The organism is Kitasatospora viridis, assembly GCF_007829815.1.
Classification (GTDB): Bacteria; Actinomycetota; Actinomycetes; order Streptomycetales; family Streptomycetaceae; genus Kitasatospora; species Kitasatospora viridis.
The window spans coordinates 1-26,421 of sequence record NZ_VIWT01000007.1 but is presented as its reverse complement, the minus strand read 5'-3'; the positions used below and the strand labels follow the sequence as shown (position 1 = coordinate 26,421).

General features: G+C 71.0%; 24 protein-coding genes. 15 read left to right on the top strand and 9 right to left on the bottom strand.

Annotated elements, in window-relative coordinates; translation table 11 throughout:
• Positions 1-110: 110 nt before the first annotated feature.
• A complete protein-coding gene (locus FHX73_RS42040) occupies positions 111-1,574 on the top strand; it encodes an aminopeptidase P family protein (protein ID WP_246214229.1) in 1,464 nt (487 codons plus the stop codon).
• An 18-nt stretch (positions 1,575-1,592) separates the two neighbouring features.
• Here FHX73_RS42040 and FHX73_RS42035 read toward each other — a convergent pair whose 3' ends face one another.
• Together FHX73_RS42035 and FHX73_RS42030 are read right to left on the bottom strand one after the other, a co-directional pair.
• Entirely contained in the window at positions 1,593-2,351 is a 759-nt protein-coding gene (locus FHX73_RS42035; protein ID WP_145911394.1) for a hypothetical protein, read from the bottom strand.
• Positions 2,348-3,172 (bottom strand): hypothetical protein, encoded by an 825-nt coding sequence (locus FHX73_RS42030; RefSeq protein WP_145911393.1) that lies wholly within the window; start codon positions 3,170-3,172, stop codon positions 2,348-2,350. Before FHX73_RS42030 ends, FHX73_RS42035 begins: the two co-directional genes overlap by 4 nt.
• Before the next feature lie 259 nt (positions 3,173-3,431).
• Between FHX73_RS42030 and FHX73_RS42025 the strand changes: the two genes are divergently transcribed.
• Together FHX73_RS42025 and FHX73_RS42020 are read left to right on the top strand one after the other, a co-directional pair.
• Positions 3,432-4,535, top strand: coding sequence for a PP2C family protein-serine/threonine phosphatase (locus FHX73_RS42025; RefSeq protein ID WP_145911392.1), 1,104 nt, complete (start codon positions 3,432-3,434; stop codon positions 4,533-4,535).
• A gap of 381 nt (positions 4,536-4,916) precedes the next feature.
• A complete protein-coding gene (locus FHX73_RS42020; RefSeq protein ID WP_145911391.1) occupies positions 4,917-5,363 on the top strand; it encodes a molybdopterin-dependent oxidoreductase in 447 nt (148 codons plus the stop codon).
• 34 nt (positions 5,364-5,397) lie between these two features.
• On the opposite strand, the gene FHX73_RS42015 is transcribed toward FHX73_RS42020, so the two are convergent.
• The 4 genes from FHX73_RS42015 to FHX73_RS42000 form a co-directional block, all read right to left on the bottom strand.
• A complete protein-coding gene (locus FHX73_RS42015; RefSeq protein WP_145911390.1) occupies positions 5,398-5,946 on the bottom strand; it encodes an SMI1/KNR4 family protein in 549 nt (182 codons plus the stop codon).
• A 61-nt stretch (positions 5,947-6,007) separates the two neighbouring features.
• Entirely contained in the window at positions 6,008-7,063 is a 1,056-nt protein-coding gene (locus FHX73_RS42010) for an LLM class flavin-dependent oxidoreductase (RefSeq protein ID WP_145911389.1), read from the bottom strand.
• Positions 7,064-7,297: 234 nt separating this feature from the next.
• Complete coding sequence (locus FHX73_RS42005) at positions 7,298-8,170, bottom strand: phosphotransferase family protein (RefSeq protein WP_246214228.1); 873 nt, start codon at positions 8,168-8,170, stop codon at positions 7,298-7,300.
• A 14-nt stretch (positions 8,171-8,184) separates the two neighbouring features.
• A complete protein-coding gene (locus FHX73_RS42000) occupies positions 8,185-9,579 on the bottom strand; it encodes an NsdA family TPR-like regulatory protein (protein ID WP_145911387.1) in 1,395 nt (464 codons plus the stop codon).
• A 157-nt stretch (positions 9,580-9,736) separates the two neighbouring features.
• On the opposite strand from FHX73_RS42000, the gene FHX73_RS41995 reads away from it, so the two are divergent.
• The 9 genes from FHX73_RS41995 (at position 9,737) to FHX73_RS41955 (ending at position 17,614) form a co-directional block, all read left to right on the top strand.
• Entirely contained in the window at positions 9,737-10,240 is a 504-nt protein-coding gene (locus FHX73_RS41995) for an ATP-binding protein (protein WP_145911386.1), read from the top strand.
• Between the two features lie 106 nt (positions 10,241-10,346).
• Positions 10,347-10,556, top strand: a complete 210-nt coding sequence (locus FHX73_RS41990; protein WP_246214227.1) for a hypothetical protein — start codon at positions 10,347-10,349, stop codon at positions 10,554-10,556.
• Between the two features lie 124 nt (positions 10,557-10,680).
• Positions 10,681-12,084 (top strand): protoporphyrinogen/coproporphyrinogen oxidase, encoded by a 1,404-nt coding sequence (locus FHX73_RS41985; RefSeq protein ID WP_246214226.1) that lies wholly within the window; start codon positions 10,681-10,683, stop codon positions 12,082-12,084.
• Positions 12,081-13,166, top strand: coding sequence for a nucleoside/nucleotide kinase family protein (locus FHX73_RS41980; RefSeq protein WP_145911384.1), 1,086 nt, complete (start codon positions 12,081-12,083; stop codon positions 13,164-13,166). The genes FHX73_RS41985 and FHX73_RS41980 overlap by 4 nt, the downstream gene beginning before the upstream one ends.
• On the top strand, positions 13,163-13,714 hold the full coding sequence (locus FHX73_RS41975; RefSeq protein WP_211786510.1) for a P-loop NTPase family protein: 552 nt from the start codon (positions 13,163-13,165) through the stop codon (positions 13,712-13,714). Before FHX73_RS41980 ends, FHX73_RS41975 begins: the two co-directional genes overlap by 4 nt.
• Positions 13,715-13,717: 3 nt before the next feature.
• On the top strand, positions 13,718-14,737 hold the full coding sequence (locus FHX73_RS41970; protein ID WP_145911383.1) for a glycosyltransferase family 4 protein: 1,020 nt from the start codon (positions 13,718-13,720) through the stop codon (positions 14,735-14,737).
• Positions 14,734-16,323 carry a glycosyltransferase family protein gene (locus tag FHX73_RS41965; RefSeq protein WP_145911382.1) on the top strand — a complete coding sequence of 530 codons (1,590 nt, stop codon included), beginning with the start codon at positions 14,734-14,736 and terminating at the stop codon, positions 16,321-16,323. Before FHX73_RS41970 ends, FHX73_RS41965 begins: the two co-directional genes overlap by 4 nt.
• 32 nt (positions 16,324-16,355) lie before the next feature.
• Positions 16,356-16,823 carry an NUDIX domain-containing protein gene (locus tag FHX73_RS41960; protein ID WP_145911381.1) on the top strand — a complete coding sequence of 156 codons (468 nt, stop codon included), beginning with the start codon at positions 16,356-16,358 and terminating at the stop codon, positions 16,821-16,823.
• Between the two features lie 5 nt (positions 16,824-16,828).
• The gene (locus tag FHX73_RS41955) at positions 16,829-17,614 is read left to right on the top strand and encodes a phosphotransferase family protein (protein WP_170305325.1); all 786 of its coding nucleotides are present in this window, start codon (positions 16,829-16,831) and stop codon (positions 17,612-17,614) included.
• Between the two features lie 69 nt (positions 17,615-17,683).
• On the opposite strand, the gene FHX73_RS41950 is transcribed toward FHX73_RS41955, so the two are convergent.
• Entirely contained in the window at positions 17,684-19,114 is a 1,431-nt protein-coding gene (locus tag FHX73_RS41950) for an amidase (RefSeq protein WP_211786509.1), read from the bottom strand.
• A 109-nt stretch (positions 19,115-19,223) separates the two neighbouring features.
• Between FHX73_RS41950 and FHX73_RS41945 the strand changes: the two genes are divergently transcribed.
• The gene (locus FHX73_RS41945) at positions 19,224-19,832 is read left to right on the top strand and encodes a TetR/AcrR family transcriptional regulator (protein WP_145911379.1); all 609 of its coding nucleotides are present in this window, start codon (positions 19,224-19,226) and stop codon (positions 19,830-19,832) included.
• Between the two features lie 277 nt (positions 19,833-20,109).
• Here FHX73_RS41945 and FHX73_RS41940 read toward each other — a convergent pair whose 3' ends face one another.
• Entirely contained in the window at positions 20,110-21,687 is a 1,578-nt protein-coding gene (locus tag FHX73_RS41940; protein WP_145911378.1) for a multicopper oxidase family protein, read from the bottom strand.
• A 588-nt stretch (positions 21,688-22,275) separates the two neighbouring features.
• Complete coding sequence (locus tag FHX73_RS41935) at positions 22,276-23,610, bottom strand: permease (protein WP_145911377.1); 1,335 nt, start codon at positions 23,608-23,610, stop codon at positions 22,276-22,278.
• 383 nt (positions 23,611-23,993) lie between these two features.
• Between FHX73_RS41935 and FHX73_RS41930 the strand changes: the two genes are divergently transcribed.
• Positions 23,994-24,875 (top strand): SGNH/GDSL hydrolase family protein, encoded by an 882-nt coding sequence (locus FHX73_RS41930; RefSeq protein WP_145911376.1) that lies wholly within the window; start codon positions 23,994-23,996, stop codon positions 24,873-24,875.
• A gap of 401 nt (positions 24,876-25,276) precedes the next feature.
• On the top strand, positions 25,277-26,421 hold a 1,145-nt coding region (locus FHX73_RS41920), incomplete at its 3' end, for a DUF6271 family protein (RefSeq protein WP_145911375.1).

The following is a 26,421-nucleotide window of genomic DNA, read 5'->3' as shown; positions in this document are numbered from 1 at the left end:
AGCCCTACCGCCCCCAGGAAGGCGGTACGCACCCCTCCCCGGTGCCCGGCGGACTGCGGGATGATCCGGGCACGCCCGAAGCAACCTCAGGACAACCTCAGGAGACACCTGTGACCCAGCCGACCGCCCAGCGCCCCGAGCCCGAGGCGCCCGCGAGCGAGCGCAACGCCCGGAAGAACGGACTGCTCGGGGGTGTGAGCGACGAGCTCGCCGAGAACATGACGCAGGGCTGGGCCGACACCGAGCAGCACGACCTGACCCCCCTCCCGCAGGCCGCGCACACCGCGCGCCGCCGGGCCGAGCTGTCCGCCCGCTTCCCGGGCGAGCTGCTGGTGATCCCGTCCGGCAACCCGAAGGTCCGCGCCAACGACACGGACTACCCGTTCCGCCCCTCCTCCGACTACGTCTACCTGACGGGCGATCAGTCCCAGGACGCCGTGCTGGTCCTGGAGCCCACCGCGGACGGCCACCGGGCGGTCGCCCACCTGCTGCCCCGCTCGGACCGCCAGAACGGCGAGTTCTGGACGGACCACCACGGCGAGATCTGGGACGGCCGGCGCAACAGCCTCACCGAGAACGAGCGGCTCCTCGGCCTGCCCTGCCACGACGTCCGCGCCCTGGCTGCCCGGCTCGCCGAGGCCACCGGACCGGTCCGCCTGCTGCGCGGGTACGACGCCGGCGTCGAGGCCGCACTGGCCGGCCGGGTGAGCGCCGAGCCGGACGAGGAGTTCCGCACCTTCCTCTCCGGCATGCGCCTGGTCAAGGACGAGTTCGAGATCGGCGACCTGCGCTTCGCCTGCGCGGCCACCGCCCGCGGCTTCGAGGACGTCATGCGCATCCTCGGCACCGACGAGCCGACCCCGGAGCGCCGCATCGAGGGCACGTTCTTCATGCGGGCGCGGATCGAGGGCAACGACGTCGGCTACGGCACGATCGCCGCCGCCGGCCCGCACGCCACCACCATGCACTGGGTCCGCAACGACGGCCAGGCCCGCCCCGGCGACCTGCTGCTGCTCGACGCCGGTGTGGAGACCAACAACCTCTACACCGCCGACGTCACCCGCACCGTGCCGGTCAGCGGCCGCTTCACCCCGCTCCAGCGCAAGGTCTACGAGGCGGTCCTGGCCGCGCAGGAGGCGGGCATCGCCGCCGTCAAGCCCGGTGCGGCGTACCGGGACTTCCACGACGCCGCCCAGCGGACCCTCACCGAGCACCTGGTCTCCTGGGGCCTGATCCCCGGCCGCTCGGTGGACGAGGCCTTCGCGCTCGGCCTGCAGCGACGCTGGACGCTGGCCGGCACCGGTCACATGCTCGGCCTGGACGTGCACGACTGCGCCCGGGCCCGCACCGACCTGTACGTGGAGGGCACCCTGGAGGCCGGCATGGTCCTCACCGTCGAGCCCGGCATCTACTTCCAGGCCGACGACCTGACCGTGCCCGAGGAGTACCGCGGCATCGGCGTGCGGATCGAGGACGACATCCTGGTCACCGCCGACGGCAACGAGAACCTCTCGGCCGCGCTGCCGCGCACCGCGGACGACGTCGAGGCCTGGCTGTCGAGCCTGCGCGGCTGAGGCACACCGACCGCCCATTCAGCCCGGAAGCGGACGCAACTGGTCGGCCATGGCGGCCAGTTGCCCGGCCGGGAGGGGTGGGTCGGCCAGCAGCGCGTAGCTGCGCACGGGGCCGGATGCGGGGTCCGGCTGCTGCCAGGCGATGCCGTCCGGGCCGACCCTGGCCAGCCGGCCCTGGACCGGGAGGAGGGTGGTGGCGTTGGCGGGCCAGTCGCCGGGCCAGTGGCGGCCGTACTCCACCACCAGCCACAGGCGCGCCGTCCCGGCGAGGAAGAGCTCCGAGGCGGCCGGGCTCCACTGCCCTGCTGCGGTGGCCCCGAGGTAGCCGGGGGCGTCGTACGCGTGGTGGAAGCCGGGCGGGAGCGAGCCGGCGACCGGGAGGTCGGCGGCGCGGAAGTACGGCACCGCGTCGCCGGCCCCGCTGTTGGCGCTGTTCGCGTCGCGCAGCGCGCGGTCGCCCAGCGGTCGCCCGAGCCGGACCGACCAGACCGTCTGCTGGGCCCCGCCGAAGCAGTCGCGGCTCGGCGGATCGGTCCGGAAGTCGAGCACGACGGCGGACGGTGTCTCCCGGGCCCGCAGCGCTCCCGTGCCCAGGCACTCCCCGCTCCGCGCGACACTGAGCCCCCGGCCGTCCGCGGACAGCAGCACGGTGTCGACCGGGGTACGGGCCAGCCCGGGCAGCGCGGCGCCCAGGGCCGCCCGGTAGCCGACCAGGCCGGCGAGCGCGCACGCCGCTGCCGTGCCCACCGCCACCGTCACCGCCCACCGGCGGTTCACCGCACGGTCCGCGCCTCGGCGATGGCACGGGTACAGGCCTGGTCGGGCGTGGTGGTGGCGCGGCTTTGCGGGGCGAACACCAGTTGCTGCGCCGTCCCGGCCTCGGTCCAGCCGACGACCGCACCGCCCTCTGCCGTCTGACCGCAGACGGCAGGGACTCCGTTCAGCACCGTGTGCTGCGCCGTCGGGTCCGCCACGGTGGAGGGGTCAGGTGCCGTCGGGTCGAGGGACTGGTACAGCGTCCATTCCTGCTGCGAGGCGTCGAGGTAGTTGCGGACGACAGTCAGCGAGCCGAGGCAGGTGCCTTGCACGATCGGCTGCTCCGCGGGGGTGCACACTCCGGTGTAGCCCTCGGTCAGGCCCGGGTCGTGGGGTCTCGGCAGGCTCGCCACCAACACGGTCTTGAGCGGCTGCCCGTGACTGTCCGTCAGTGTCCGCGAGCCGAGCGGGTGGGCGATGTCCCCCCTGACCCCGGCGAACGCCGCACAACTGCCCCGCGGCAGTCCCATGTCCGCCGGAGCGGTGCGCAGGTGGAAGTGGATGGCCACGGTGGTGGCGTGTTCCACGGCCACCACCGTGACGGTGAGGTTGCCGGCGCACTCGCCCGGATCCCAGGCCGGATCAGGCACGCCCGTGAGGGTGAGGTACCGCCCGTCGACGGAGACGATGACGGGCCCCTGTGCGTCGACGTCCCATTCCTTGACCCCCTTGAAGTTGTCTGTGTAGATGACCCAGCCGCAGCCTGCGCAGACCGCTGCCAGGACGAGTCCGACCAGCAGAACCCGGACCGCACGCGCCCACGTCGCCCCCGTTGCCGCCATGACCATCCCCCTCGGCGCCCGCGCCGGTTCCGCGCGGCACGCCCGATCCTGCCCTCCGGCGCACCGGGCGACACCTGTCGGCCGACGCGGAGTCAGCGCCGCCGTACCGGCGCGGGGACGCCACGGACCCGTCCGGTCCACCGCCGAGGTGCGGCTACCTCCCCGGGATCCGGAACACGCCGCAAGATCAATGACCGGGCATGCCTTGGCACACCTACAGTGGCAACTGTCCGCATACCGCCCGGCACCTGGGGCAGCCATGGTCACCAGAACCCCGTACTGGCCCTGGTACGTGCGGGTCGCGCCAAGCGTCCTGGTCGTCGCGGGACTCGTCTGGGACGCCCTCGACCCGGCCAACTACTGGGGCGACCCGATGCTCGCCGCGGCAGTGGTCATCAGCGGTGCCCTGTTCTCCCTGCCCGCCACTCTGGCCATCGGTGCCGCCATCCTCGTGGGCATCGTCATCGTCACCGTCGATTCGGGGTTCGCGGCGAGCGGCGCCGGCGGCCTGGAAGTCGCCAACACCCTCTTCGCCGTCGCCATCGGAGTGGCCGTCAACCGCGTCGTCGCACGCCACGGCCGCCGCCTGGCCGTCGTCCGCTCCGTTGCGGAGGCCGCCCAACACGCCGTCCTGCCCGCACCTCCCGCGCGCATCGGCCCGCTGGCCGTGGCCGCCCGCTACCAGGCCGCCCAGCACGAGGCGCTGATCGGCGGCGATGCCTACGCGGTCGAGCAGGGGCCGAACGGCCCCCGCGTCCTCATCGCCGATGTCCGCGGCAAGGGGCTCGGCGCGGTCTCCGCCGTCGCCGTGCTGCTCGGCGCCTTCCGCGAAGCGGCCGAGCAGGCCGACAACCTCACCGAACTCGCCGACCGCCTCGACCACTCCCTGGCGCGCGCCCTGGCCACGGAGGCGGGGGCGGAATACCGGTTGGAGGGCTTCGTCACGGCTCTGCTCGGCGAGTTCACCCCCACCGCCGACCGGATCCACCTGCTCAGTTGCGGCCACCCGCCCGCCTACCTGTGCACCGGCACCCGCGTCGAGGCGCTGGCGGCCACGGACCCCGGCCTACCCCTGGGCGTGGGCCTTCCCGGCTTGCCCCGTGCCGCCCCGGACAGCTGGCCCTTCGCCGCCGGCGACAGCCTCCTGCTGGTCACCGACGGCATCACCGAGGCCCGCGACCCGGCGGGCAGCTTCTACGATCCCCTCACCCGGCTGCGAGGCCGGGGCCCGTTCGCCCGGCCCCAGGACCTCATCGACACCCTCACCGCCGATGTCCACCGCTTCACCGGCGGCCCCCGCGACGACGACACGGCCGTCCTCGCCCTCACCCGGAGCGTCGAAGTCACCACCGACCGGGCCTGAACCGGTCCGCGCGCCGCCGACCGAGGACCGCTCCCCGTCTCGGTCGGTAGGGGCGGGGCGCGCGTGCCCGCTACCCGGCGGCCGACGCCGGCCAGCGTGCGTACTTGACGTTTCGCCGGCGGCGTCGAGCAGCGGCCGGACAGGACCGTCGGCGAGGCGGGGACGAGGACCGTCCGAGTCTCCCCGGCAGGGGCGGGCCCGCCGGGCGGGATCCCGCAGCACAGCTGACGGCCGGTCACCTCGTGGGCTCGCATTTCCCAGGTCTGCATGGGCTGATACATCGCAGCTGCTGGTGAAACTGCCACGCAGGCGGGTATCTGCGAGGTTCGGCGGGTAGCACTCGGGACGGACCGCACGGGCGCGGTCCGGAACGGAGTCCCGATGCACAGATCTGCCGCCTTCCGCTTCCACGGCCACCTCGACGCCCCCGTCGAGCTCACCGTCGCCCAACTGCGCGATCTGCCGGTGCATCAGGTCCAGGTGAGCTTCGACTGCCGCTCCGACGGCGAGCAGCGGCACGGCTTCGAGGGGCCCAAGCTGTGGGACGTCCTGTGCGCGGCCCGCCCGCAGGTCGACCTGACCGGCCGCAAGGAGCGCCCCGGCTTCGTGCTGACGGTCAAGGGCGCCGACGGCCACCAGGCGGTGCTCTCCTGGGCGGAGATCGACCCGGACTTCGGCGGCCAACAGGTCCTGCTCGCCACCAGCATGGACGGCACTCCCCTGGACGAGGCCGGGCCCCAACTGGTGGTCCCCGCCGACCACTGCGGGGCCCGCTACGTCAGCGGGATCACCGAGGTCTGGGTGGGCCGACCGCAGCCGGCGCAGTAGCCGGTGAGCGCCGGACACACCGGTCCGACCCGGCTCACTCGTCCCAGGACGGGTCGGCGAAGGAACGGAAGGTGTGCGGGGATGCGGGGAAGCTGTCGGAGAAGATCTCGCAGCGGAGCTCTCCGGTCAGGGTCGAGAGCAGGAACTGACCGAAGCTCAAGTCGTAGTGCTCCCACCACTCGCCGCGGGCTTCGTTGACCATGATCGTCCACTCGTCCGGTGCTTGCCCGGCCTTCGCCAACCAGTAGGCGGTTTCCCCGTTGTCGCTCATGGCGAAGGCGATCAGGCGGTCACCGGCGTCGGCGAGCTCACCCGGCTTGTCCTCCGAACTGCTCCAGAGGTACTCCAGGGCCTCGGCGCGCTCCTCGGCGAAGCCGACCAGGTCGGAGGCCTCGAACGGGCAGTCCGGCTCCATCACGTACAGGTAGCCGTCGATGTACCCGCCGCCCAATGTGTCGACGAACTCCCGGTAGTCACGCGGAAGTTCGATGCCCATCTTGCGGGCGGCCGACGCCCAGTCCTTCGACCCGCCAGGCGTGCTCGACGGGAGCACGCGACTCAGCTGCTCGATGGTCTCACTCATGCCGATTGCCCTACGTCTTCGTACGTCTTCATGGTGCAGTTGCCGAGGACATTCGTACCGCTCAGCGGAGGAGTTCCGCGAGCCGGGCCATCTCGGTGGGCGGGTCGACCACCGGCTGGATGAGGAGTTCGTCGATGCCCGCCTGTTCCAGGATGGCAATGCGGGCGAGGAGTTCGTCGCGGGTGCCGACCAGCGCCAGGGCGTTCATCAGCGAGGGCAGCACCAGGTCCCGGTCGTCCGCTGCGATGCGTCCGAGGTAGTCGGGGTAGAGCTTGGTGTGCCGGTCCGGCGCGGTGGGGGTGGTGCCGCGCCGGTCGAGGAGCCGCCGGACCGCCTCGCGTTCCGCAGGGCCGAGTTGGTCGGCGAAGGCGGGTGTTTCGGCGGCCGTGTCGGCGGCGAAGGCCAGCAGCGACAGGACCAGGTGGCCGGTCGCGTCCCGGGCCGCGTCGCCGTGGGGGTCCTCGCCCTCGTCGAGGAGGTGGAGCGCGGTGACCAGGTAGGAGTCGGGGGTGCGGGTCGCGTCCTGCGAGGCGTGGCGGCGGGCCTCGTGCAGCGCGTGCCAGGCGGTGGGGTCCAGCAGCCCGAAGGAGATCAGGCCGGTGCCGCGGCGCCCGGCGACAGCGGCGGCCTTCGGCCCGGCCAGCGCGGCCACGACGAACTCGATCGGGTCGGTGGTGTTCACCTGCGCCCCGGCGTGCAGGAACCGGACGTCGCGGACCCGGTCGCCTTCCCGGTACTCGGTCGAGCGCCCGGCGCACAGCTCCTGCAGCGCGGCGGTGAAGCTCTCCAGCCTGGCTGCCGTGGTCGGCCGCATCCCCAGCGTGCGCCGGGCGGTGTTCCCGGTGCCGACACCGCAGACGATCCGGCCCGGCGCCAGCGCGTTGAGACTGGCGAGCCCGCTCGCGGCAGCCGGAGCCGAGCGCAACGCCGGCGAGGTCACGGCGATGCCGAGCTTGATGCGGCTGGTGGCCTTCGCGCACAGGCTCAAGGCGACGAAGGGATCGCCGTGGACCATCGGGGTGTCGTTGATCCAGAAGCTGTGCAGACCCAACTCCTCGGCCCGCACCGCAAGATCCGCCACTCCGGGGTGCGCACCGACCACGACGCCTGCACGCATCACGACCTCCAAGGCAGGGTGCGGATGACCTTGCCAAGTCGACTGCCAGTGACCGAACTTCGATGTGCCGTCAGTCTGCCATGGCGCATCTCGTCAAGGCCCTGCCGCCACGCCGGGTGGCGGGCTCGTCGCTGCCGGAACGGCTGGTCAGGATGCGCGAAGTCCGGGGCGCTGACGAGGTCGCGGCGCTTCATTGCGGCGCCATCACCGTCAACGCCTTCTTGAGCGCGCCTGCTACAGAATTCCCTTCCAGTTCCACGGGCGCGGCCCACGGCGCCCCCGCAGGCAGTCGACGCGGACCTGGGCCTCCCTCCGCCAACTTGGGTACGTGGATGCGTGCTGCGCAGCATAGGAGGTGATCCGGAGTTCGCGTATGGCGGCGAGTACCGAGTAGCCGTCCCAGAGGGTGACGTCATACCCGTAGGTCTCGCAGAAGGACTCGTAGTCATCTGGTGATATGGCGCCAGTCGTCCGGCAGCGGACGGCGGTGGACACGAGGTCCCATTCCGGCGGGCCCACGGAAGCGCGTTCCAGGTCCATGACCAGCGGCCCTTCGGAGGTGCTGACGATGTTTCCGGGCCACGCGTCGCCGTGGATGAAACACTCCGGTCGCCCGCTGCCGAACCCGCCGTTCCACTGCTGGACCAGGTCGTCATGGACGTCGACCAGCCATCGGCGGTCGCTGGAGGAGAGCGTGACAGCAGCGGTGATCCGGTCCCTGAGCCGGACGAAGGGATCCAGCCTGCCGACATCCAAGTGGTCAGGGCGTGGGAGGGAGTGAAGGGTCCGCAGGACCGCCGCAACCTCGGAGACCGTGCCGTGCTGATGGTTGGGGACCTCGACCCAGAAGGTGACCGGCCGACTGGCAACCACAACCGGCTGGTCCATCGCGAGCGGCGCCACGGCGCGGACTCCCTGCTCCGCGAGCCAGCGCGCGACCTGTACCTCTCGGGCCGCTACGGTTCCCTGCCCAGCCATCGAGATGCGGACGATGATCCCCGAGGCCAGCGACCACGTCTCGTTCTCGGCGAGCCGACGCGGCTCGGCACCGCGTGCATCGAAGCCGGCGGCTGAGCACGCCTCCCGCAAAACCTCGGACGATGACACCGTTCCTGATCCAGTCACGCCTGGACGATAGTTCTGACCAGATGGCGCAGCTCAAGCGCCCCGGGAACTGTCGAGGCCCGGTCCGCGTAGGTTCCGAGCTCCTTCAGGTCTGCCGCTGCTCGCTGCGAGGTCAGGTTCTTCGAGAGAGCCACAGCGCGGTGCCCGAGGGCGATGCCTTCGGCCGGGTCGCCGGTAGCAATGACGAGGGACGCCAACTTCGTTGAGGAGAGCGCCCGCGAGCGCGAGTACTGGTCATCGTGGCCACGTACAGCCGTGGTGAACCGCCTGATGGCTTGCGCGGAATCATGCCCTTCGACTCCGACCGCGAGGTCGAACAGGGCGTGGGCGGTATCGCCGTTGTGCTGAGCCTCGTCGTAGTAGCTCATCCAGGTGGGATCGTTCTCCGGCTCCCGGCGTGCGAAGGAATCGTCAGCAGCACCGACCGCGGCCAGCGTCTCCCGGACATTGCGGAGCTTCCCCCATGCGCGCGCCCTGGCGGCGTGGAGCATCGCCTGCTCCGTGGCGGACAGGCGGTCCGAGCGCACCAAGCCCTTCTCCGCGTACGTCAGGCCGTTGTCCGCTTGACCGATCCAGACCGCCTGGCGGGCAAGCATGGAGTAGCCCTTGGCACGCAGGTGCCAGTGGAGCCCCTCCTCGGCGCACTCCACCGCGATTCGGAAGGCGGTCTCGGCAGGCTCATGCTCCAGGATGTCGAACTGGCAGGCGCCGGCGACCAGTCCGAGACGGGCGATGGCCGCCAGGAAGTTCTGCCGCAGCGAGTCCGGACAGTCGACAGAGAGCAGGCCGACGGCCCACCGCATGGCGTTGGAAGCCGCTTGGCCAACCATTCCTCCGCTGCCGTAGGAGTTGTCCCACCGTTGAAGGCTGTCGGCCATCTCCGTCAGCTGGCTGATCTCGCCAGGGCTGATCCGTCGCGGCAGCGGCAGAGCTGTCGCGGGCGTGAGGAGTCCGACGAGGTTCAGGGGGGCGAGGGCAGCAAGCCCGCTGATGGCGAGGAGAGCACGACGTTGCATGGGGTCACTTCCGGCTGGGAGTGGTGCAGTTCCCCCCAGCATGCGTCCTTCGAGTAGCTGTGCGGTTCGACTGGGGAGTCCACGACGTGATTTATCCGCATCAGCCAGCCAATTGTCCGCTTCGAAGGCCATCGCCCAAGCCCGCTGGAACAGCCCACCGGTCCCGAGGACCGCGTCGAGCCGCGGCGGCAGGTCCTCCGGACAACGGTATTCGCCCTTCTCGATCTTCAGCAGCACATCGACGCTGACCTGCACGGCTGCAGCAAACGGGCCAGCAGTTCTGTATCCGGCCGCCTTACGTCGATGGCGCAGCTCGGCGCCGAACCACGCGGCTGGCGAGGCGCTGGGGTCGAGCACCCTCTCTGGTTGCGGCATGAGCTCTGACCTCCTGATGCGGATTCCCGAGGCATCCGCATCACCCTCTGTCGGTGGCCCTCGCGGGCCCCCTTCAATGGTTTCAATCGGTACAGGGGCCAGTACACACCGCTACCGAGCTCCGCGAGGCAGTTTCCGGCGAACGACTGGAATCGACATGGGCACAGAGAACACGACGACGACCTTGGGGCGCTCCCGCGCCTTGATCCGCTGCGGCTCGGGCCAGCTGACGATGGAGCTGACCTTGGCGGCGAGCAAGGTGCGCCACGCGCGAGCCGTCGTCGTTGGCTGCTTGAGGCTCTGGAGCCTGGCGGAGCTCGCTGACGACGTGGCAGTCATCGTGACCGAGCTGCTGTCCAACGTGCTGTGCCACGCGCTCACGCCGGACGGGAGCCCCGACCCGCAGGCCAGCCTGCTGGTGCAGTGGGCACCCGGGGGCGTTGTGGTCATCATCCACGACAACGACCCCACCATCCCGGGGTTCTCCCAGCGCGGTCCCGTCGACGAACTGAGCATCCACGGCCGCGGGTTGGATCTGGTTCGCGCGCTCGCTTCCGACTTCCGCTTCGCATCGAGCCCGGCCGGGGGCAAGGACGCCATCGTTCGGATCGACCGGGTGCCGAGCTCGGTCAGCCGTGTGACGGCCCGACTCGTCAACTAGATCCTTCAGCCTCTCTGCAACTGCATCGTCCGGCTGGCCCACTCTCGCCGCTCGCTGGCGGCCTGGGGTGGCCCACCACCCCACCAATCCTTCCGGAGGTACCGAGTTGATCAGCGCCAACCGTCCCGAGCATCCCGCGGAGCCCCCGGTCGGCGTCGGCGACCTCGTCAAGGACGCTCGCGGCCGAGAGCGGGTGGTCACCGACATGCGCTGCGGCCTCCCGATCCTGCGCCGACGCTACGGCGGAGAGCCCGATGGGCAGCCCGCCGACCCGACAACGCTCACGGTCATCGCCCGCCGCGGTGACTGGGACTAACCTCGGCGCCCCTCAAAGGTCAGGGGCCGCCGTGCATCGAAGCGTGCTTCCACCAAGTAACCGGAGTGAACACATGGGACTACGCCCGTCATCCACCCGCCCGGGGCAACACCCACCCGCCGCCGTGCCCGGGCGGATCGTGATCCTCGGCGCCGGACCCTGCGGTCTCGCATGTGCGGACCAGCTCACCCGACTCGGGCACCACGACTTCCTCCTGCTGGAGGCAGCCGAAGTCCCGGGCGGGCTCGCCTCGTCCGTCGTGGATGCAGCCGGATTCACCTGGGACCTGGGTGGCCACGTGGTCTTCTCGCACTTCGGGGAGTTCGACCGGCTACTGGACGAACTGTTCGCCGCCGACGAGCTCCTGCACCACGACAGGTCATCGTTCGTCAGGTACTCCGACCGGTGGGTGCCCTACCCGTTCCAGAGGCACCTTCACCACCTGCCTCCTGCGGAGTCGGCAACCTGCCTGCGCGAACTGCTGACGCTGCGCCAGGGCACCGGCACCCCGGGGCGTGCACCGGTGGACTTCGCGACGTGGCTGGCCGGCATGTACGGTCGGACGCTGGTCGATCGGTTCTTCGCTCCATACAACACCAAGGTCTGGGCGACACGGCTGGAGGACATGGGCTCGACCTGGGTTGCCGAGCGGGTGGCCCCGGTGGACATCGAACAGGTCCTGGCCGCGTTCGCCGGCACCGCCGTCCCCGATTGCTGGGGCCCGAACTCCACCTTCGCCTTCCCTGCGCGCGGTGGCACCGGCGAGATCTGGCGCAGACTGGCCGCTCGGATCGGCTCGGACCGTCTGCACACGCGTTCCCAGGCCATCGCCATCGATCCCGTGGGACGCACCGTCGCTCTCGCCGACGGACGGCTGGTCCGCTACGACCAGTTGGTGGCGACTGGCCCGCTGAACCAGCTCGCCGCGATGACTGCCGCTTGCCCGGAGTCACTGAGGGCAGCAGCGCAGGGCTTGCGGCACACCACGGTGGCCATGGTCGGGTTGGGGTACCGGACGCCCACGTCCGACGAGCGGTCATGGCTGTACTTTCCCCAGCCGGACGTCCCGTTCTATCGAGCCACGAACTTCGGCAAGTACGCGCCGGCCAACGTCCCTGGTGCCGATACTGGCGCGTTCAGCGCCTGGATGACCGAAACGTCCATCGCCCCCGGCAAGGCTCTCGATGAGCAGGCCCTGGTCCACTCGTGTGACCAGGCGCTGCGCCGCCATGGCTTGGTGCCCGAGCGGGCACCGCTGGTGAGCGCCCACATCGAGGTGATCCCGTACGCCTACCCGGTGCCCACGCTCGGGCGCGACGAGGTCCTGGCTCAGGTGGTGCCATGGTTCGAGAAGCAGGGTGTCTATCCCCGGGGACGGTTCGGGACCTGGCGGTACGAGATCGGCAACATGGACCACGCGGTCAAGATGGGGATCGACATCGCTCACCGACTGGCGGCCGGCACGCCCGAAGAACTGTTCACGCACGCCACCCCGATGCCTGCGACCCGAGTGGACTGTCCATCATGATCGGTTTCGACACGGTCGCCGTCTTCTTCGCTGGCCATCGCTTCCGCCTTGCCATCGACCATTACTCCAACCCGGCCCAGGAGAAGTACGTCAAGGAGTTCGGCCCCGAGCACGCGCTCGCCCCCTCCTGCGGCGAGGAGACGCGGATCCGGATTCAGCATGACGAGTCCCGGTTCGCCGAGCAGTTGGTGAGCCTCGCGGCCTCCCGTTCGGTGACCGTGGTGCCGTTTCGCGGCGAGCCGTACCTGGCGTGTCGGCGCGGCCAGGTCGCGTGGTGGTGTCCAGTCCCGGACAGCCTGCTGCGACCTGACCACCTCTATGCCCGGGACGCGACGGGCCGGCTGACGATACTGCTACGCCCCGGTGCCGAACGCGGCGAGCGGTACGTCATGCGCGTCGTGCGTGAAGTGGCGCTGCGCTGTGCCGAGCACCGTGGCTGGGCCGTCTTCCATGCTGCGGCCGCTGCGCTGACCGACTTTGGCGTGCTCGTGGCCGCGCCGTCCGGGGCGGGCAAGACCACCGTGCTGACGGCGCTTGCGACCCACCTTCGTGCGGACCTGGTCGCCTCTGACCGCGCGGCAATCGCCCCTGACGCCGGGACAGTGATGGGAATTCCGCTCTCGGTTCGGATAGGCGGCGGCACCCTGGCAGCCGTGTCCCCGCGCAAGGGTCTGCCCCACGCGGGCACATTGCCCAAGGTCTTCGGCAGCGCACACAAGGTAGCGCTGACGCCGCGGGAGTTCGCCGCGGCGTTCGGTTGCCGGGTGCGGGAGACGGTGCCGCTACGGCTGATCGTGGTCCCGCGCCTGCATGATGACGGCACCTCACTGCGGGTGACCGCACTCAGGGCCGCGCAGGCCCGCAGTCGGCTCACCGACGCGTGCTGCACCCCGTACGACGAGGACTGGCTGAAGCCCTGGTTCGCGGACCGCCTGCGGCCCGTCGGCGACTTGGCCCGCCAGGCCACCACCATCGCCGACCGTCTTGTCGCCACAGTGCCCGTCATCGAGATCACCGTAGGCGTCCACCAACCCGATCTGCTGGCCCGGATCGCCGACGCAATAGCGGGGAAACTGCGGTGACACCCCGTCGAATCGCTGTAGTCGGTCCGGTCGCGGCGGGCAAGTCGACTCTGGCCGCAGCGATCGCCAGCCACACCGGCCTGCCGCGCGTCGACCTCGACGACCTGTTCTGGGGCCCGGACTGGACGCCCCTGGACACCGTTAACTTTCACCGAACCGTCCGTCAGCGGCTCGCCACCGCAACCTGGATCGCGGACGGCAACTACGGCGGCGAGGTCGCGGAGATGCTTCTGTCTCGCGCCGAGCTGGTCGTGTGGCTCGACCTTCCGCTGCGGGTCTGCCTGCCCCGCCTCGTCACCCGCTCGCTGCGCCGGGCGGCCACGGGCGAGGAGTTGTTCGCCGGCAACCAGGAGACCTTCCGCCACCTGCTCAGCCCCGACTCCATCCTGCGCTGGGGCCCGGTGCACCACCACCGACACCGCCAGCGCTGGACCCAGCGCCTGCACCCCAGCCGCACCACCGGCCTGGATGTGCTGCGCCTGGACCAGCCAGCCACCGTCACCACGCAGCTGCGCCGCCGTAGCCTGCTGCCCGCGAAGGAGACCTGACACGTGATCGCCTCCGTCGTCCGCGTGCCCTGGCACACCGCCCACGGCGGCTACGACCGCCTACTCGACCACCTGCCCGAGGTCCAGCGCATCACCCCTCCGACGCACCCGGTCGCCCGGCCAGCCAGCCGGGTCGCGCACCGCCTGCTCGCCTCCCGGTGCCCGCTGCCGTTCTACCCGGCCGAGCACTTCGCCACCGACCTGCGCGTTCTCGCTTCCCGCCGGCCCGCGCACGTCCTCTACGGGGACGAGCAGTTCTGGTTCTCCCGCCACCGCAGGGCGCCCACCGCCGTCACCTACCACCAGCCGCCCGAGCGGCTGGCCCGGCTTCTGCTGCCAGAGGAATGGCGGCGTCTGGCCCCGCGTGGTCGGCACCTCATCGTGCTCGACCCCGGCCAGCGGAACTTCTTCGCCGACCTGCTGCCGCCCGAGCGCGTGCACTTGGTCCCGCATGGCATCGACACCACCGTCTTCACCCCCGCCGCTTCGCCCCCGTGGCCTGGCCGCCCCCTGGTGCTGACCGTCGGTTGGTGGCTGCGCGACTTCGACACCCTCGACGCCGTCCATCACATCCTGCACCAGCGCCATGGTCGGGACGTCGAACTGGCCGTTGTCACCCGAGAGGCCGCCGCACGCCACTGGCACCCGGCCGTCCGAGTTCTCGAAGGGATCAGCGAACAGGAGTTGATCGACCTTTACCGGCGGGCGTCCCTGTTACTGCTGCCCCTGACCGGGGCCAGCGCCAACAATGCGCTGCTGGAGGCCCTCTCCTGCGGCACCCCGGCCGTCGTCACCGGAATCGGCGGAATCCCGTATTACGCCGGTACCAACCTGGCCGCACTTCTCGTGCCTCCGGGCGACGCCCCGTCCGCCGCGACCGCCGTCGACACGCTCCTCGGCGAACTCGGCACCCAGGCCCACGAACTTCGGCGCTCAGCCGCGCGCGGGCGAGCCGAGTCCCTCGCCTGGCCACTGGTCGCCGACCAGGTCCGCGCCGTCTACCGCCTGTTGGAGGAAGAGTGAGTCTGCTCGCGCTGTGGCTGGACGTCCTCGTGCCGCTGCTGGTGACCGTTCTATTGGCCCGCGCCGCCTGGGCCGCCCTCGCCGTCGAGGCGAGCGCGCGCTGGCTGCTGCGCTCCGCACCCGCCCACCAGGACCCCGGCGGCGGTGATGCCGTGCCCTGGTTCGTGGTGCTGGTGCCGATGCTTCGCGAGCAGGACGTGGCCGCCGAGTCGATCGCCGCGTTCACCGCGCTCGACTACCCCGCTGGCCAAGCTGCCGTCGTGGTCATCACCACCGAACGCGAGCACTCCGCCCGCACCGAGCAGCGCCACCGCCTGCCCAAGCTAGCCGCACTGCCCGTCCTGACGGCGGCTCATCTGCGGGGCCTGTTCCCCGCCCGCCGCTGCCCAGTCGTCGCCCAGCTGGTGAACGCCGCTCCGCCCGACGGGCAGCTCGCGCTGCTGACCGACCTGTTCGACACCGAGCCCAGCACCGCCGACATCGTGACCGAGCTGGCCAGCCAACCCACACGGCACCTTCCGCTGGTGCACGTTCACCAGGACGATGTCGGGGGCCGCAAGGCCGGACAACTCAACTGGGCGCTCGACCGCCTGCCCGATATCCTCGGCCCACTCGGCTGGCACGAGGGCGCCGACGGCGACGACACCTTCGTCCTGGTCTACGATGCCGACGCCGTCCCCGACACCCGCGCCCTCACCGCCCTCGCCGACGCCGCCTCCATCAACCGGGCCGGAACCGGCCGCACCCCAGCGCTCATCCAGCAGCAGCGCCTCCCGCTGCTCGCTCGTCGCGCGTTCCCGACCGGTCCGGTCGGCCTGCTGCTGGCCGGCGAGTGGGCCTACCAATTGCGCCGATCACTCGGCATCGAACTGGCCCGCCTCCTCTTCCACCAGCAGATCACCCGCTCCCGTCTGCCCGGCCCGGCGCGCACGGCGCTGCGGCCGATGGTGTACGCCGTCGGCTGCGGGATGGCCGTGCACCTGCCCGCCCTGCGTACCCTCGCAGGCTTCCCCGAGCCGATGGAGGACCTCGGCACCGGGCACCGCCTCTCCCTGCTCGGGGCGGATCTCGTCCCCAGCGCAGCGCTGGTCCTCGACGAGCCCTACACCGACACCACCGGACTGGCCAACCTCCATGCGCTCGCCTTCGCCGCCTCCGCCCGGCCCGACCGGCACGCTCGTGCCATCGCCCACCTGCCCAGCACGCTCTCCTCCCAGGCCAAGGCCGTTCTCGTGCTGCGGGAGTGGCTGGACGAAGCCGTCTGGCTCCTGGGCGCACCCGTGCTCGCCGCCGCCGTCGCCAGCGCCTGGTGGGCAGGCCCGCTGTGGGCCGAGGTCGCTGCGGTGGGCGTCCTGTTGCACGGCCCGGTCACCACCGCCCGACTGCTCGCTCTCGTCCCCGCACTACACCGAGGCGTCCGCCCGCCGAGCGGCACGGAACTGCCTCCCCGCACTCGCCCCGTACATCCGATCGCTCTCGTGGCGGCCAGCCCCCTCCAACCGTTCGTACGCCTGGCCGGGCCCTGGCGGCTGCTCTGGGCCAAAACGGCCGGACGCCGCTCCGACTTCGGCAAGACTGAACGCTGAACCTGACCACCTTTCAGACACCGGAGCACGCCATGGCCGAACCCACCGTCCCCACCATCCGCAACGCGGCCAAGGCCGTCGTCCTCCACGACGGCCGGATCCTGCTCCAGCGCGCCCACTGGAGCGGGCAGGACTGCTACTTCCTGCCCGGCGGCGGCCAACACCCTGGCGAGGCCTTCGACGCCACCGCCCACCGCGAGGTCCTGGAAGAGACCGGCCTGGACGTCACTCCCGAGCGTCTGCTGTGGCTGCGTGAGTACATCGGCGCCAATCACGACGGCGACCCGAGCGACCACCGAATCGAGGCGATCTTCCTGTGCCGCCTCGACAGCGACCCGCACCAGCTCGGCGGTCACGCCCAGGACGAGGCCCAGACCGGCCTGGAGTGGGTGGAGTTGGAGAAGATCCCGGGCCTGAACCTGCTGCCCCATGGGTTGCGCGACCTGATCGCCGGCCTCACCGACGAGGCTCCCACCCGCTACCTCGGCGACCTCGCCTGACCGCCGTGGCGAGGATCGACGGCCGCGTCCCGAGGGGAGCCATCGAGATCACCACCGGCCAGGCCAACCGGGTCTGGTACATCACCGACGAGGTGCCGTACGTCCTCAAGCACTATCAGGACCCGGCCCGCGCCGCCAACGAAGCCGCCGCCCTCGCCCTGATCACCCATCATCACGGCCCCGGGCCCCGCCTGCTGGCCGCTGCCCCCGAGGGACGGCCGGCTTGGACCGCGCAGAGCGCCGTCCAAGCCGAGCCAGTCCCCGTCGACCGGTTCCTGAAAGAACTGGCCGACCCCCTCGCCACCGTCCACGCCATCCCCGGCACCCACTTCGGACGCCTGGCCGGTGCCACCCGACACCCCACCTGGCAGGCCTACCTCACCGACCGTCTGAACCTCTACGCCCGCACAGCACCCGAACTCGTCAACGCCGTGAACTCAGTGCGCCGGGAACTCGATCGAGTGAATCCCAACACCGCGCCACGGCTGCTCCACCACGACCTGCAACCCGGACACCTCGTCAGCACACCCCAGGGCCACGGGCTACTACTGGACTGGGAACTCGCCGCCTTCGGCGACCCGCTCTCCGACCTCGCCAGACTCGCCGTCCGCCTTCACCTGACCTCACCACAACCGATCATCACGGATCCGGGCTCCCGGGACATCCGCCAACGCCTGCGCCTGTACTGGCGCCTTCACCTCCTCGCCGACGCAGCCCTGGCAACCGACCCAGCCGTTCGTGCCTACGCTCTTGACCTCACTGACCAACTCGGGCAGTCAGCTGGGCGATAGGTCTCGTACTCATCGAAAGCCAGGCATGCGTCATCCACCAGCCGCGCGAGGCCGCTGTGACGCGGGGGATCAATCAGCCCGAACGCCCCAGTGCGGGTCAACGGGCGCGAGGACGCCGAGCCGGGCCTCGATCGCCTCGGCCGCGGCCAGGCACAGGTCCTCGCGGAAGGCGCGCCCGATGATCTGCACTCCGGTCGGCAGGCCGTCGGCGACCCCGGTCGGCACGGCCACTCCGGGCACGCCCACGAAGCTGGTCACGGTGCACAGGCGCATGCCCGAGCCGACGCGGTCGTGCCCGGGCCGGTCGCGCGACTCCAGCCCGGGTTCGACGGGTGGTTCGGTGAACGAGGGGCCGAGCAACAGCGGGTACTCGTGCAGGAATTCGGCCCAGGAGCGGCGGATGCCCAGCCAGCTGCCCATGAGCCTCATGAATTCGTCCGCTGTCGCGGGCGGGGTCTGCTCCATCGTCATCTCGATGTAGCGGTCACCGCCCTCGCCGAGCAGCCCCCGCACCACTGGCCAGGTCGGGGCGAACTCGGTCACGACGATCCGGCCGTAGGCGTCGAGCGCTTCGTCCAGCCGGGGCACGTCCGCCACTTCGCGCACGTCGTACCCGGCGTCCCGCAGTGCGTCGGCCGCGGTCGCGATGGCCGCGCGCACGGTGGGGTGGACGCCGTGCCCGCCGGGGTCCGCCACGACCGCGACCTTCACCGGCCCGGGCAGGGGCTCGCCGTACGCGGGCACCGGTACGGCCCGCGGGTCCTGCGGATCGGTGCCCGCCAACACCTCGTACGCCAGCCGCAGATCACCCACGGTCCGGGCGAACGGGCCGTCGGTGACCAGCAGTTGGGACGCCGGGCCGGGGTCGTCCGGGCCGAGGATGCGGTGGTCGGCGGGAAAGCGGCCGGTGGTCGGCTTCAGCCCGGCCACACCGCAGAACTGGGCCGGGACCCGCACCGATCCGCCGGAGTCGTTGCCGAGCCCGAGCGCGGCCATGCCGGTCGCGACGGCCACCGCGTCGCCACCGCTCGTGCCGCCGGGAGTCCGGGCGCGGTCCCAGGGATTGAGCGTGTCGCCGAACAGCTCGCTGCGCGTGTGCATCCCGGCCAGGATCAGGGTGGGCATGTTGCTGTGTCCGATCGGGATCGCCCCGGCCGCGCGCAGCCGGGCCACCGGGGGCGCGTCGGCCGGCGCCACCAGATCGTGGAAGCGCGGGGTGCCGAACGTGGTCGGCACGCCCTCGATGGCCGTGGACTCCTTCACGGTGAACGGCACCCCGGCGAGCGGGCCCAACTCTTCGCCCGCGGCCCACCGCCGGTCCGTCCACTCGGCGGCCTGCCGGGCGCGTTGCGCCAGGAGCTGGGTGACCGCGTTCACCTCCGGGTTGACCTCGGCGATGCGCTCCAGATGGCTCTCGACCAGCTCGACGGCGCGGACCTCACCGCCTCGCACTGCCCGCGCCTGTGCCGCAGCCGACAGTTCCCACAGGGCATCCCCCATGATTCCGATCCTCCCCATCCACGTTCCGATGCGCTTGCATCGGAACTGTAGCCTGGGAACCGATACGAGCGCATCGAATAAGGCATCGACCCGACGGAGGTAACCAGGCATGCCCAGGAAGGTTGACCACGAGGACCGGCGCAGCCGCATCGCCGAGGCCGTCTGCCTCCTCGCCGACGAGCACGGACTCGAAGGCGTGACCCTGCGCGACGTCGCCGCCCGGGCCCAGGTGTCGATGGGCGCCGTGCAGCGCTGCTTCCGCAGCAAGGAAGAGATGCTCGTGTTCACCCTCAGGAACATCGGCGAACGGATCACCGAGCGGGTCCGGGCCCGCCTCGTCCAGAGTCCGGCCCAGTCGGCCGCCACCACCCTGGGCCACGCGGTCACCGAAGTCGCCCTGCTGCGGGAAGAACACCGCGCCGAGGCCCGGGTCTGGCTCGCCTTCGTCGCCCAGGCCGTGGTGAGCGAGCCGCTCGCCGACACCCTGAAAGCCAACTACGCAGCTCTGCAGCAGACGTTCACCCGGCTCATCCGGGAAGCCGGCGAGAGCGCCGGACACCCCGCGCCCACCGACCCGCAGCGCGAGGCCCGCACCCTCCTCGCGCTCGCCGACGGCCTCACCACCCACGTCCTCATCGGCCGCCTCACCCCGCAAGAGGCACAGGACGTCCTGCACGCGCACCTGACCAGCCTCTGGGAGCGGCACGTCCTGTCTTGAGAACGTCCCGGCGCCCTGAAGGGCGGCCTGGTCGGATGTCGTTGCGACCTGGCGGGCGTCCAGAGGGGGCCGCGCAGTCGAATCCTGGTGCATGGTGCGGTTGTTCGCGGTGCCCACTCAATGGCGCGGGCACCGCGAACCGTTCCCCGCCGCCGCGCGGCGGACGGCGCCGGATCCGGGAAGGTCCGCGACGCAGGGTCCGCTCCCGGGTTACCCGTGACGTCAGATGCGCACGGCCTGGGTCGGCCCTTTCGGTCTCTCGGGAGTTGGTGCGGGATCAGGCGGCGTAGGCGACCAGGCCCATCATTCCGGCCTCGCCGTGGTAGAGGTTGTGGCAGTGCGTCAGCCACTGGCCGGGGTTGTCGGCATCGAAGTCGCATTCGACCGTGGCGCCCGGCAGCACGATGACCGTGTCCTTGCGCGGGCCCTGGGCGCCGGCCTGGAAGGCGTGGCCGTGCAGGTGCATGGGGTGCCACATGGTGGTCCTGTTGACGAACCGCAGGCGCACCCGCTCGCCGACGGTGACCGTGAACGGGTTGGCGGTGGGGTTGTTCAGGTCGAACGGCTTGCCGTTCAGCGCCCAGTCGTACTTGGCCATGCCGCCGGTCAGCTCGATCCGGTGGGTCCGGTCGACCTTCCTGGCGGGCAACCGGACGGATTCGTCGGCGCGCAGGTCGGTGGAGCGCAGGATCCGGCCGTCCAGTTCGGCCGGGCGGGTGGTGGGCGCGGGGGCGGTGCCGGAGCCGGTGCGCACCAGCGCCATGCCGTTGGCGCTCTTGCCCTCGGCCAGCGCGGTCAGGGGGAACACGCCGTCCTTCAGGGTGACCAGGACGTCGTAGCGCTCGCCCATGCCGAGCAGCAGCGCGTCCACTTCCTCGTGCTGCACGGGGTAGCCGTCCGTGTGGGTGATGGTCATCCGGTGGCCGCCCAGGGCCAGGCGGTAGGCGGTGTCGCCGCCGGCGTTGATGATTCGCAGGCGCACCCGGGTGCCGGGCTTGGCCTGGTAGACGTCCGGTGCGGTGGCGAGCCGGCCGTTCACCAGGTGGTACGGGTAGGCGACATCTCCCGCGTCGCCGCCCAGTAGCCGGCTGGTGGCGCCCATCAGCATGAACGGTGACATGCCGCCCGAGTCCGGCGAGGCGGAGCTGCCGGATCCCATGTCCATGCCGTCCATGTCCATGCCGTCCATGCCGTTCATGTCCATCCCGGTTGCGTCCATTCCGGCCATGCCCTTGCGCAGGCCGGAGAGGGCTTGGTCGGGGGTGCCGGTCACCCCGTCCAGCCAGTCGTCCAGCACCACGACCCACTCGGCGTCGTAGCTGAGCGGCTCCTTCGGATCGTCGACGATCAGCGGCCCGTAGAGGGCCCGGTCGAGCTGGACCCCGGTGTGCGGGTGGAACCAGTGGGTGCCGGGCCGCTCGGTGACGAAGCGGTAGGTGAAGTCGGCGCCGGGCTGTACGGCGCGCATGGTGACCGGCGGGACGCCGTCCATGTCGTTGCGCAGCGCCAGTCCGTGCCAGTGGATCGAGGTCGCGGCCGGGAGGTGGTTCTTGAGCGTGGCGACCAGGGTGTCGCCGGCTGACAGGCGCAGGCCGCCTTGCGGCAGGTCTTCGTACCGCCAAGTCCGCACGGTCGCGCCGCCCAGGTCCAGCGGGGCGGCGGTCGCAGTGAGCGTGACGGTCTTCTCGCGGCCCGTGGCGCGCCGCTTGGCCTCGGCCTGGGTGACCTGGCTGCCGGAGGGGCTGACCAGGGCAGGCGTGGTGGCGGACGGGGAGCCGGAGCAGGCGGCCAGCAGGCCGGTGCCCGCCAGGCCGAGCCCGGCCAGCAGGACGGAGCGGCGGTCGGTCGTGGTCATGGAGTTGTCTCTCGTCGAAGTCGCGAAGCACGCAACACGGCGTGCCGTGGGCATGGCTGAGCTGCGGAGCCGGCGGGGGTGCGACCGGCTCAGGCGACTTCTACGTGCGAGAGACCGAGAGTTGTACCAGGTCCGGTGGGGGCGCCCCCGACCTGGACGGGAATCCGGGTGCGCCTGGGCGATCCGCCGCGGGCCGGGCAACGACGATCAGACCGCCGGGGAGTGCCGGAGCCGGCAGGGGCTTGGGCTGCTGTGGGGTGCCCGTGCAGTGCTCCTGCTCACAGCCGGAGGAGCCGACGGGCAGTGCGTGCTGTGCGGTGGGCGTTCCGAGGCGCGCATGGTCGGTGGCCGCGACGCCGTCGGGCGCCATGAGTGCGGACATCGCTGCCGGGCTGACGGCGGTGGCGATGGGCGCGGACATCGCCATGGGCGGTGTGAGCGAGTGGTGAGCGATCAGGCCCAGCGCCGCCACGAGGAGCAGGAGCAGTCCAGCCGGCCCGCCGCGCCACCGCACGCCGGCGGGCGCGGGCCCGCTGAGGGCCATGAACTGGCGCCGCGTCAAGGCGGCGAGCGGAGGACTCACGAGGATCACTGTACCCCCCGGGGGTAGGCATCGCCCGGGGCGGTCTGCGGACCATGATGGTGGTGCGCGTGGTCGGTGGGCGCGGCCTCGTGGTGATCGGCGTGCTGCGCGTGCTCGGCGTGGTGGTCGTGCTCGGTGTGGTGGTCGTGGCCGGCGTGGTGGTGCCCGTCGTGGTCGTGGCCCGCGTGGTGGTGCCCGGTGTGGCCATCGTCCGGTGAGCCGCCCATCATCCGCAGCATCGCCGGGCCGCCGGTGCGCCAGAAGCGGATGATCAGCGCGGCGGTCAGCAGCAGGAAGGCGATGTTGAGCCAGGTGGTGTAGTTCCAGCTCACGCCCTCCATCGGGATCTTGGCGTCGGCCTGGTCGGGGATCAGGCCGACGCCGCCGAAGGCGAACTCCACCACGTACCCGGCGACGACCATGGCGGCGTAGAAGGTCGCGGCGATGAAGGCGGCCATCCGCGGGCCGTAGTACTTCCGGTAGATGTTGAGGATCGGCAGGATCAGCAGGTCGGCGAAGATGAAGGACACCACCCCGCCGAAGCTGATCCCGCCCTTCCAGAGCACCACCGCGAGCGGCACGTTGCCGATGGAGCAGACGAAGGAGATCACCGCGACGACCGGTCCGATGATCGGGCCCCAGATCTTGGACGCGAGTGGGTGGCCGGCGAAGAAGAAGGAGTGCCAGAAGGAGTCCGGCACCCAGGCAGCGATCGCCCCCGCGATCAGCAGGCCGACCACCAGGTCGCGCAGGATCGCAGCCCACTCCATGACGAAGACGTGCGCCACCGAGGTGAAGCCCTCGCCGGAGAACAACCGGCGGGCGAACGATCCTTCACGCTGGACGGACATGTCCATCGCGGCGTGGCCCTCCATCGATCCCGCACGCCCGCGCTCGGCCTGCTCCCGTGCCTCACGCAGCAGCTTGGAGCGCAGGAAGAGCCGGAAGAGCACCGCGATCAGCACGATCATGATCGGCCCGCCGATGAACTCGGCCGCGCTGAACTGCCAGCCCATCAGCAGGGCCAGGATCACTCCGAGTTCGACGACCAGGTTGGTCGAGGCGATCTCGAAGGCCATCGCAGCGGTGAAGTTCGCGCCCTTGCGGAACAGCGAGCGGGCCAGCGCGACGGCTGCGTAGGAGCAGGACGAGGACGCCATGCCCAGCGCGGAGGCGACCGCCAGGGTGCGGGGATGATCGTCGCCCAGCAGCCGGACGATCGTCGCTCGGCGCACGACGGCCTGCACAATGGCGGAGAGCGTGAAGCCGAGGATCAGGGCCCAGGTGATCTCCCAGGTCATCGACCCCGTGATGGACAGCGCGTGAAGAATGGCGTGCATCGGTCCTGCTTCCTCCGTCGTCATGTCGCGCCGGCGACCGCCGCGTACCCACTGTGGGGCATCACCGCGGACCGTCGCCCTCCCCTGATCATCGGTGTGTCGCCACTCGCTGATCATTACCGGGCGACAGTACCCCAGGGGGGTATGCATTGGGAACCTCTTACCCCAGGGGGTACGAGTCACCAGCTACGGAGGAGCCGCCCGCGGACACTCGACGATGCGGCCGTCCGCGACAAAACGTGCGACGGCCATTGACCGCTACCTGACCAGTGGGTAACTTCCCGGCGAGTAACTTCACGGAAGCGCGGCCCGCAGCCCCCCAACTGCTCGGCCGACACCTCTCTTTGGCACAGCCCCCACCCCTGGTTTCAAGGAGACCCCGAATGCCCCTGCCCGCCCTCCCCCGCCGCCTCGCGGCCACCGTCGCGACGGCCGCCACCCTGGCCGGCCTCGCGCTCGCGACGCCGGTCCAGGCCCAGGCCCAACAGCCCCTCAACTACGTCGCGCTCGGCGACAGTTACAGCGCCGGATCGGGCGTCCTGCCGCTCGACCTGAGCGCGCCGCTGGAGTGCGCCCGCTCCAGCCTCAACTACCCGCACGACCTGGCCGCCCAGGCCGGCCTGAACCTCACCGACGCCACCTGCGGCGGGGCTCAGACCAAGGACTTCGCCGGCTCCCAGTATCCGGGCGTCGCACCGCAGTTGGACGCGCTGAGCGCGAGCACCGACCTGGTCACCATGACCATCGGCGGCAACGACAACAACACCTTCATCGACGCCATCCTGGCCTGCGGCTCGGCCGGCGTGGTCACCCTCGGGTTCGGCCACCCCTGCCAGAGCCTGTACGGCTCCAGCTTCGACGACACCATCGACAACAGCACCTACCCGGCACTGAAGGCGGCGCTCACCGCCGTCCGGGCCAAGGCGCCCAACGCCCGGGTGGCCATCGTCGGCTACCCGTGGATCGTGCCCAGCCAGGCGGTTCCCGGCTGCTTCCTGAAGATGCCCATCGCCTCCGGCGACATCCCCTACCTGCGCGATCTGGAGGGGCACCTGAACGCGGCCGTACAGCGGGCCGCCGCCGACACCGGCGCCACCTACGTCGACATGTCCGCCGCCTCCGACGGGCACGACGCCTGCCAGCCGATCGGCACCCGCTGGATCGAACCGATCCTGTTCGGCACCAACTACGTTCCAGTGCACCCCAATGCCACGGGCGAGGCCGCGATGGCCGGCCAGGTCGCCGACACCCTCGGCCTGGGCTGACCCGACAACCCCACACCAGCACGGCCAGGAGGGCCGGTGAGCCGCAGCGCACAGCGGCTCACCGGCCCTCCGACGTACGCTCAAGGGCAGGGACGCCTTCCCCATCGGGCAGAGTCGGCGCGCGCCGCCCGATCGCCGAATGCACCGTGTTGACACCGAAGTTGGTCTAGTCCAATGTGGTGAGCAAGGTCATCCACCCGAGTCCGGCGAGGCCCCGCGATCCGGCGCCGCCACCGCCGTCCGGACCGCCGCCCGGACCGCCGGCCGCGATCACGTCCGCGCGCGCGTCGTCAACCGCCCTACACCGACGCTTCGTTGCTGCGCCGCCAGCCAGGGCTGCGTGCTCCGCTCAATCGACAACTCTCGCAACGAATCCGCTGACCAGACGGAGAGTCCCACACATGCAACGAGTCTGCCTCGCCCTGCCCACCATGCGTGCCTGCCCCGACACGATCGTGGACCTCGCCGAGGAGGCGGCCTACGCCGTCGCGACCTTCGGGGTCGAGGTCCACCTCCTCGTCCTCGACACCACCGAGGCCGCCGAGTTCGCGAAGAACGCGGCCGCCGTGGCCTCGCTGGCGCCCACCGCCGGCGTGTTCGTGCACCACCTCGGCAACGCGGAGCAGCGGGACTTCCTGCTCGGGGTGGCCGAGCGCTCCGGCGCCGCCGCCGACCCCGCGCTGCTGCTCGACCTGATGCTCCCGCAGGGCGTCGCCTACGGCTCTTGCGTCAACCGGCTGTTCCTGGGCGCGACCGCGCTGGGCTGCACCTCGGCGCACCTGCGCAACGACGACTTCGACTACCAGGTCGTCGACGGCCGCAAGATGTTCCCGATCCACCACGAGCTGCTGTCGATCGGCAAGCCGGCCGGCGAGGCGGTGGCCGGCGTGTCCGTCTCCAAGCTCGACCCGGCCGACGCGGACAAGCCGGTGATGCTGGTCAGCGGCTCCTTCATCGGCGAACTCAACGTGGACATCGGCGAGATCAAGGAGCTGGACCCGGAGGTCTACCGCGACCTGGTGCGCCTGTGGACGCCGCCCGTGTGGCCGCAGGAGGACCGGGACGCGATGGTGGAGGTCTCCTTCACGGGTGCCGGCGACGAGGCGTTCGGTGACGACGAGTCCGTCCTCGGCGTGCCGGACATCTGGGACGTCTACATGTGCAACGTCGCCCTGGACCACCGGGCCTACGAGGTGCTGCCGTTGCTGCCCTCGCTGGCGACCCTCGGCAGTGACTACGCCGTGCTGCACGCCCTGGTCCACGCCAAGCTGCCCGGCGTGATCCACAAGCGGCACATCGTCAACTACTACACCCCCGAGCGCCGGATCGGCGCGGGCTTCATCAACTACCAGCTGCGGTTCGTGAAGTTGCTGCTCTCGATGCTGTACCTGTACCCGGTGTACGGCGGGATGATCGACCTCGGGCCCGGGATGCTGGACGAGCGCAACGTGCTGAAGGTCGAGCCGATCCTCGACCTGGTGCGGGGCAGCGCCGGCTGGGACCGGGCCGGGAACGAGCACTGCCTGGACGTCGTGGACAGCTCGTA

Excerpts from the sequence above, each read along its gene's own strand:
- FHX73_RS41945 (WP_145911379.1), top strand. The coding sequence starts at position 19,224 with ATGCCCAGGAAGGTTGACCACGAGGACCGGCGCAGCCGCATCGCCGAG.
- FHX73_RS41930 (WP_145911376.1), top strand. The coding sequence starts at position 23,994 with ATGCCCCTGCCCGCCCTCCCCCGCCGCCTCGCGGCCACCGTCGCGACG.
- FHX73_RS41935 (WP_145911377.1), bottom strand. The coding sequence starts at position 23,610 with ATGCACGCCATTCTTCACGCGCTGTCCATCACGGGGTCGATGACCTGG.
- FHX73_RS42030 (WP_145911393.1), bottom strand. The coding sequence starts at position 3,172 with ATGGCGGCAACGGGGGCGACGTGGGCGCGTGCGGTCCGGGTTCTGCTG.
- FHX73_RS41980 (WP_145911384.1), top strand. The coding sequence starts at position 12,081 with ATGATCGGTTTCGACACGGTCGCCGTCTTCTTCGCTGGCCATCGCTTC.
- FHX73_RS42025 (WP_145911392.1), top strand. The coding sequence starts at position 3,432 with ATGGTCACCAGAACCCCGTACTGGCCCTGGTACGTGCGGGTCGCGCCA.
- FHX73_RS42020 (WP_145911391.1), top strand. The coding sequence starts at position 4,917 with ATGCACAGATCTGCCGCCTTCCGCTTCCACGGCCACCTCGACGCCCCC.
- FHX73_RS42015 (WP_145911390.1), bottom strand. The coding sequence starts at position 5,946 with ATGAGTGAGACCATCGAGCAGCTGAGTCGCGTGCTCCCGTCGAGCACG.
- FHX73_RS41995 (WP_145911386.1), top strand. The coding sequence starts at position 9,737 with ATGGGCACAGAGAACACGACGACGACCTTGGGGCGCTCCCGCGCCTTG.
- FHX73_RS42000 (WP_145911387.1), bottom strand. The coding sequence starts at position 9,579 with ATGCCGCAACCAGAGAGGGTGCTCGACCCCAGCGCCTCGCCAGCCGCG.
- FHX73_RS41950 (WP_211786509.1), bottom strand. The coding sequence starts at position 19,114 with ATGGGGGATGCCCTGTGGGAACTGTCGGCTGCGGCACAGGCGCGGGCA.
- FHX73_RS41940 (WP_145911378.1), bottom strand. The coding sequence starts at position 21,687 with ATGACCACGACCGACCGCCGCTCCGTCCTGCTGGCCGGGCTCGGCCTG.
- FHX73_RS42010 (WP_145911389.1), bottom strand. The coding sequence starts at position 7,063 with ATGCGTGCAGGCGTCGTGGTCGGTGCGCACCCCGGAGTGGCGGATCTT.
- FHX73_RS41960 (WP_145911381.1), top strand. The coding sequence starts at position 16,356 with ATGGCCGAACCCACCGTCCCCACCATCCGCAACGCGGCCAAGGCCGTC.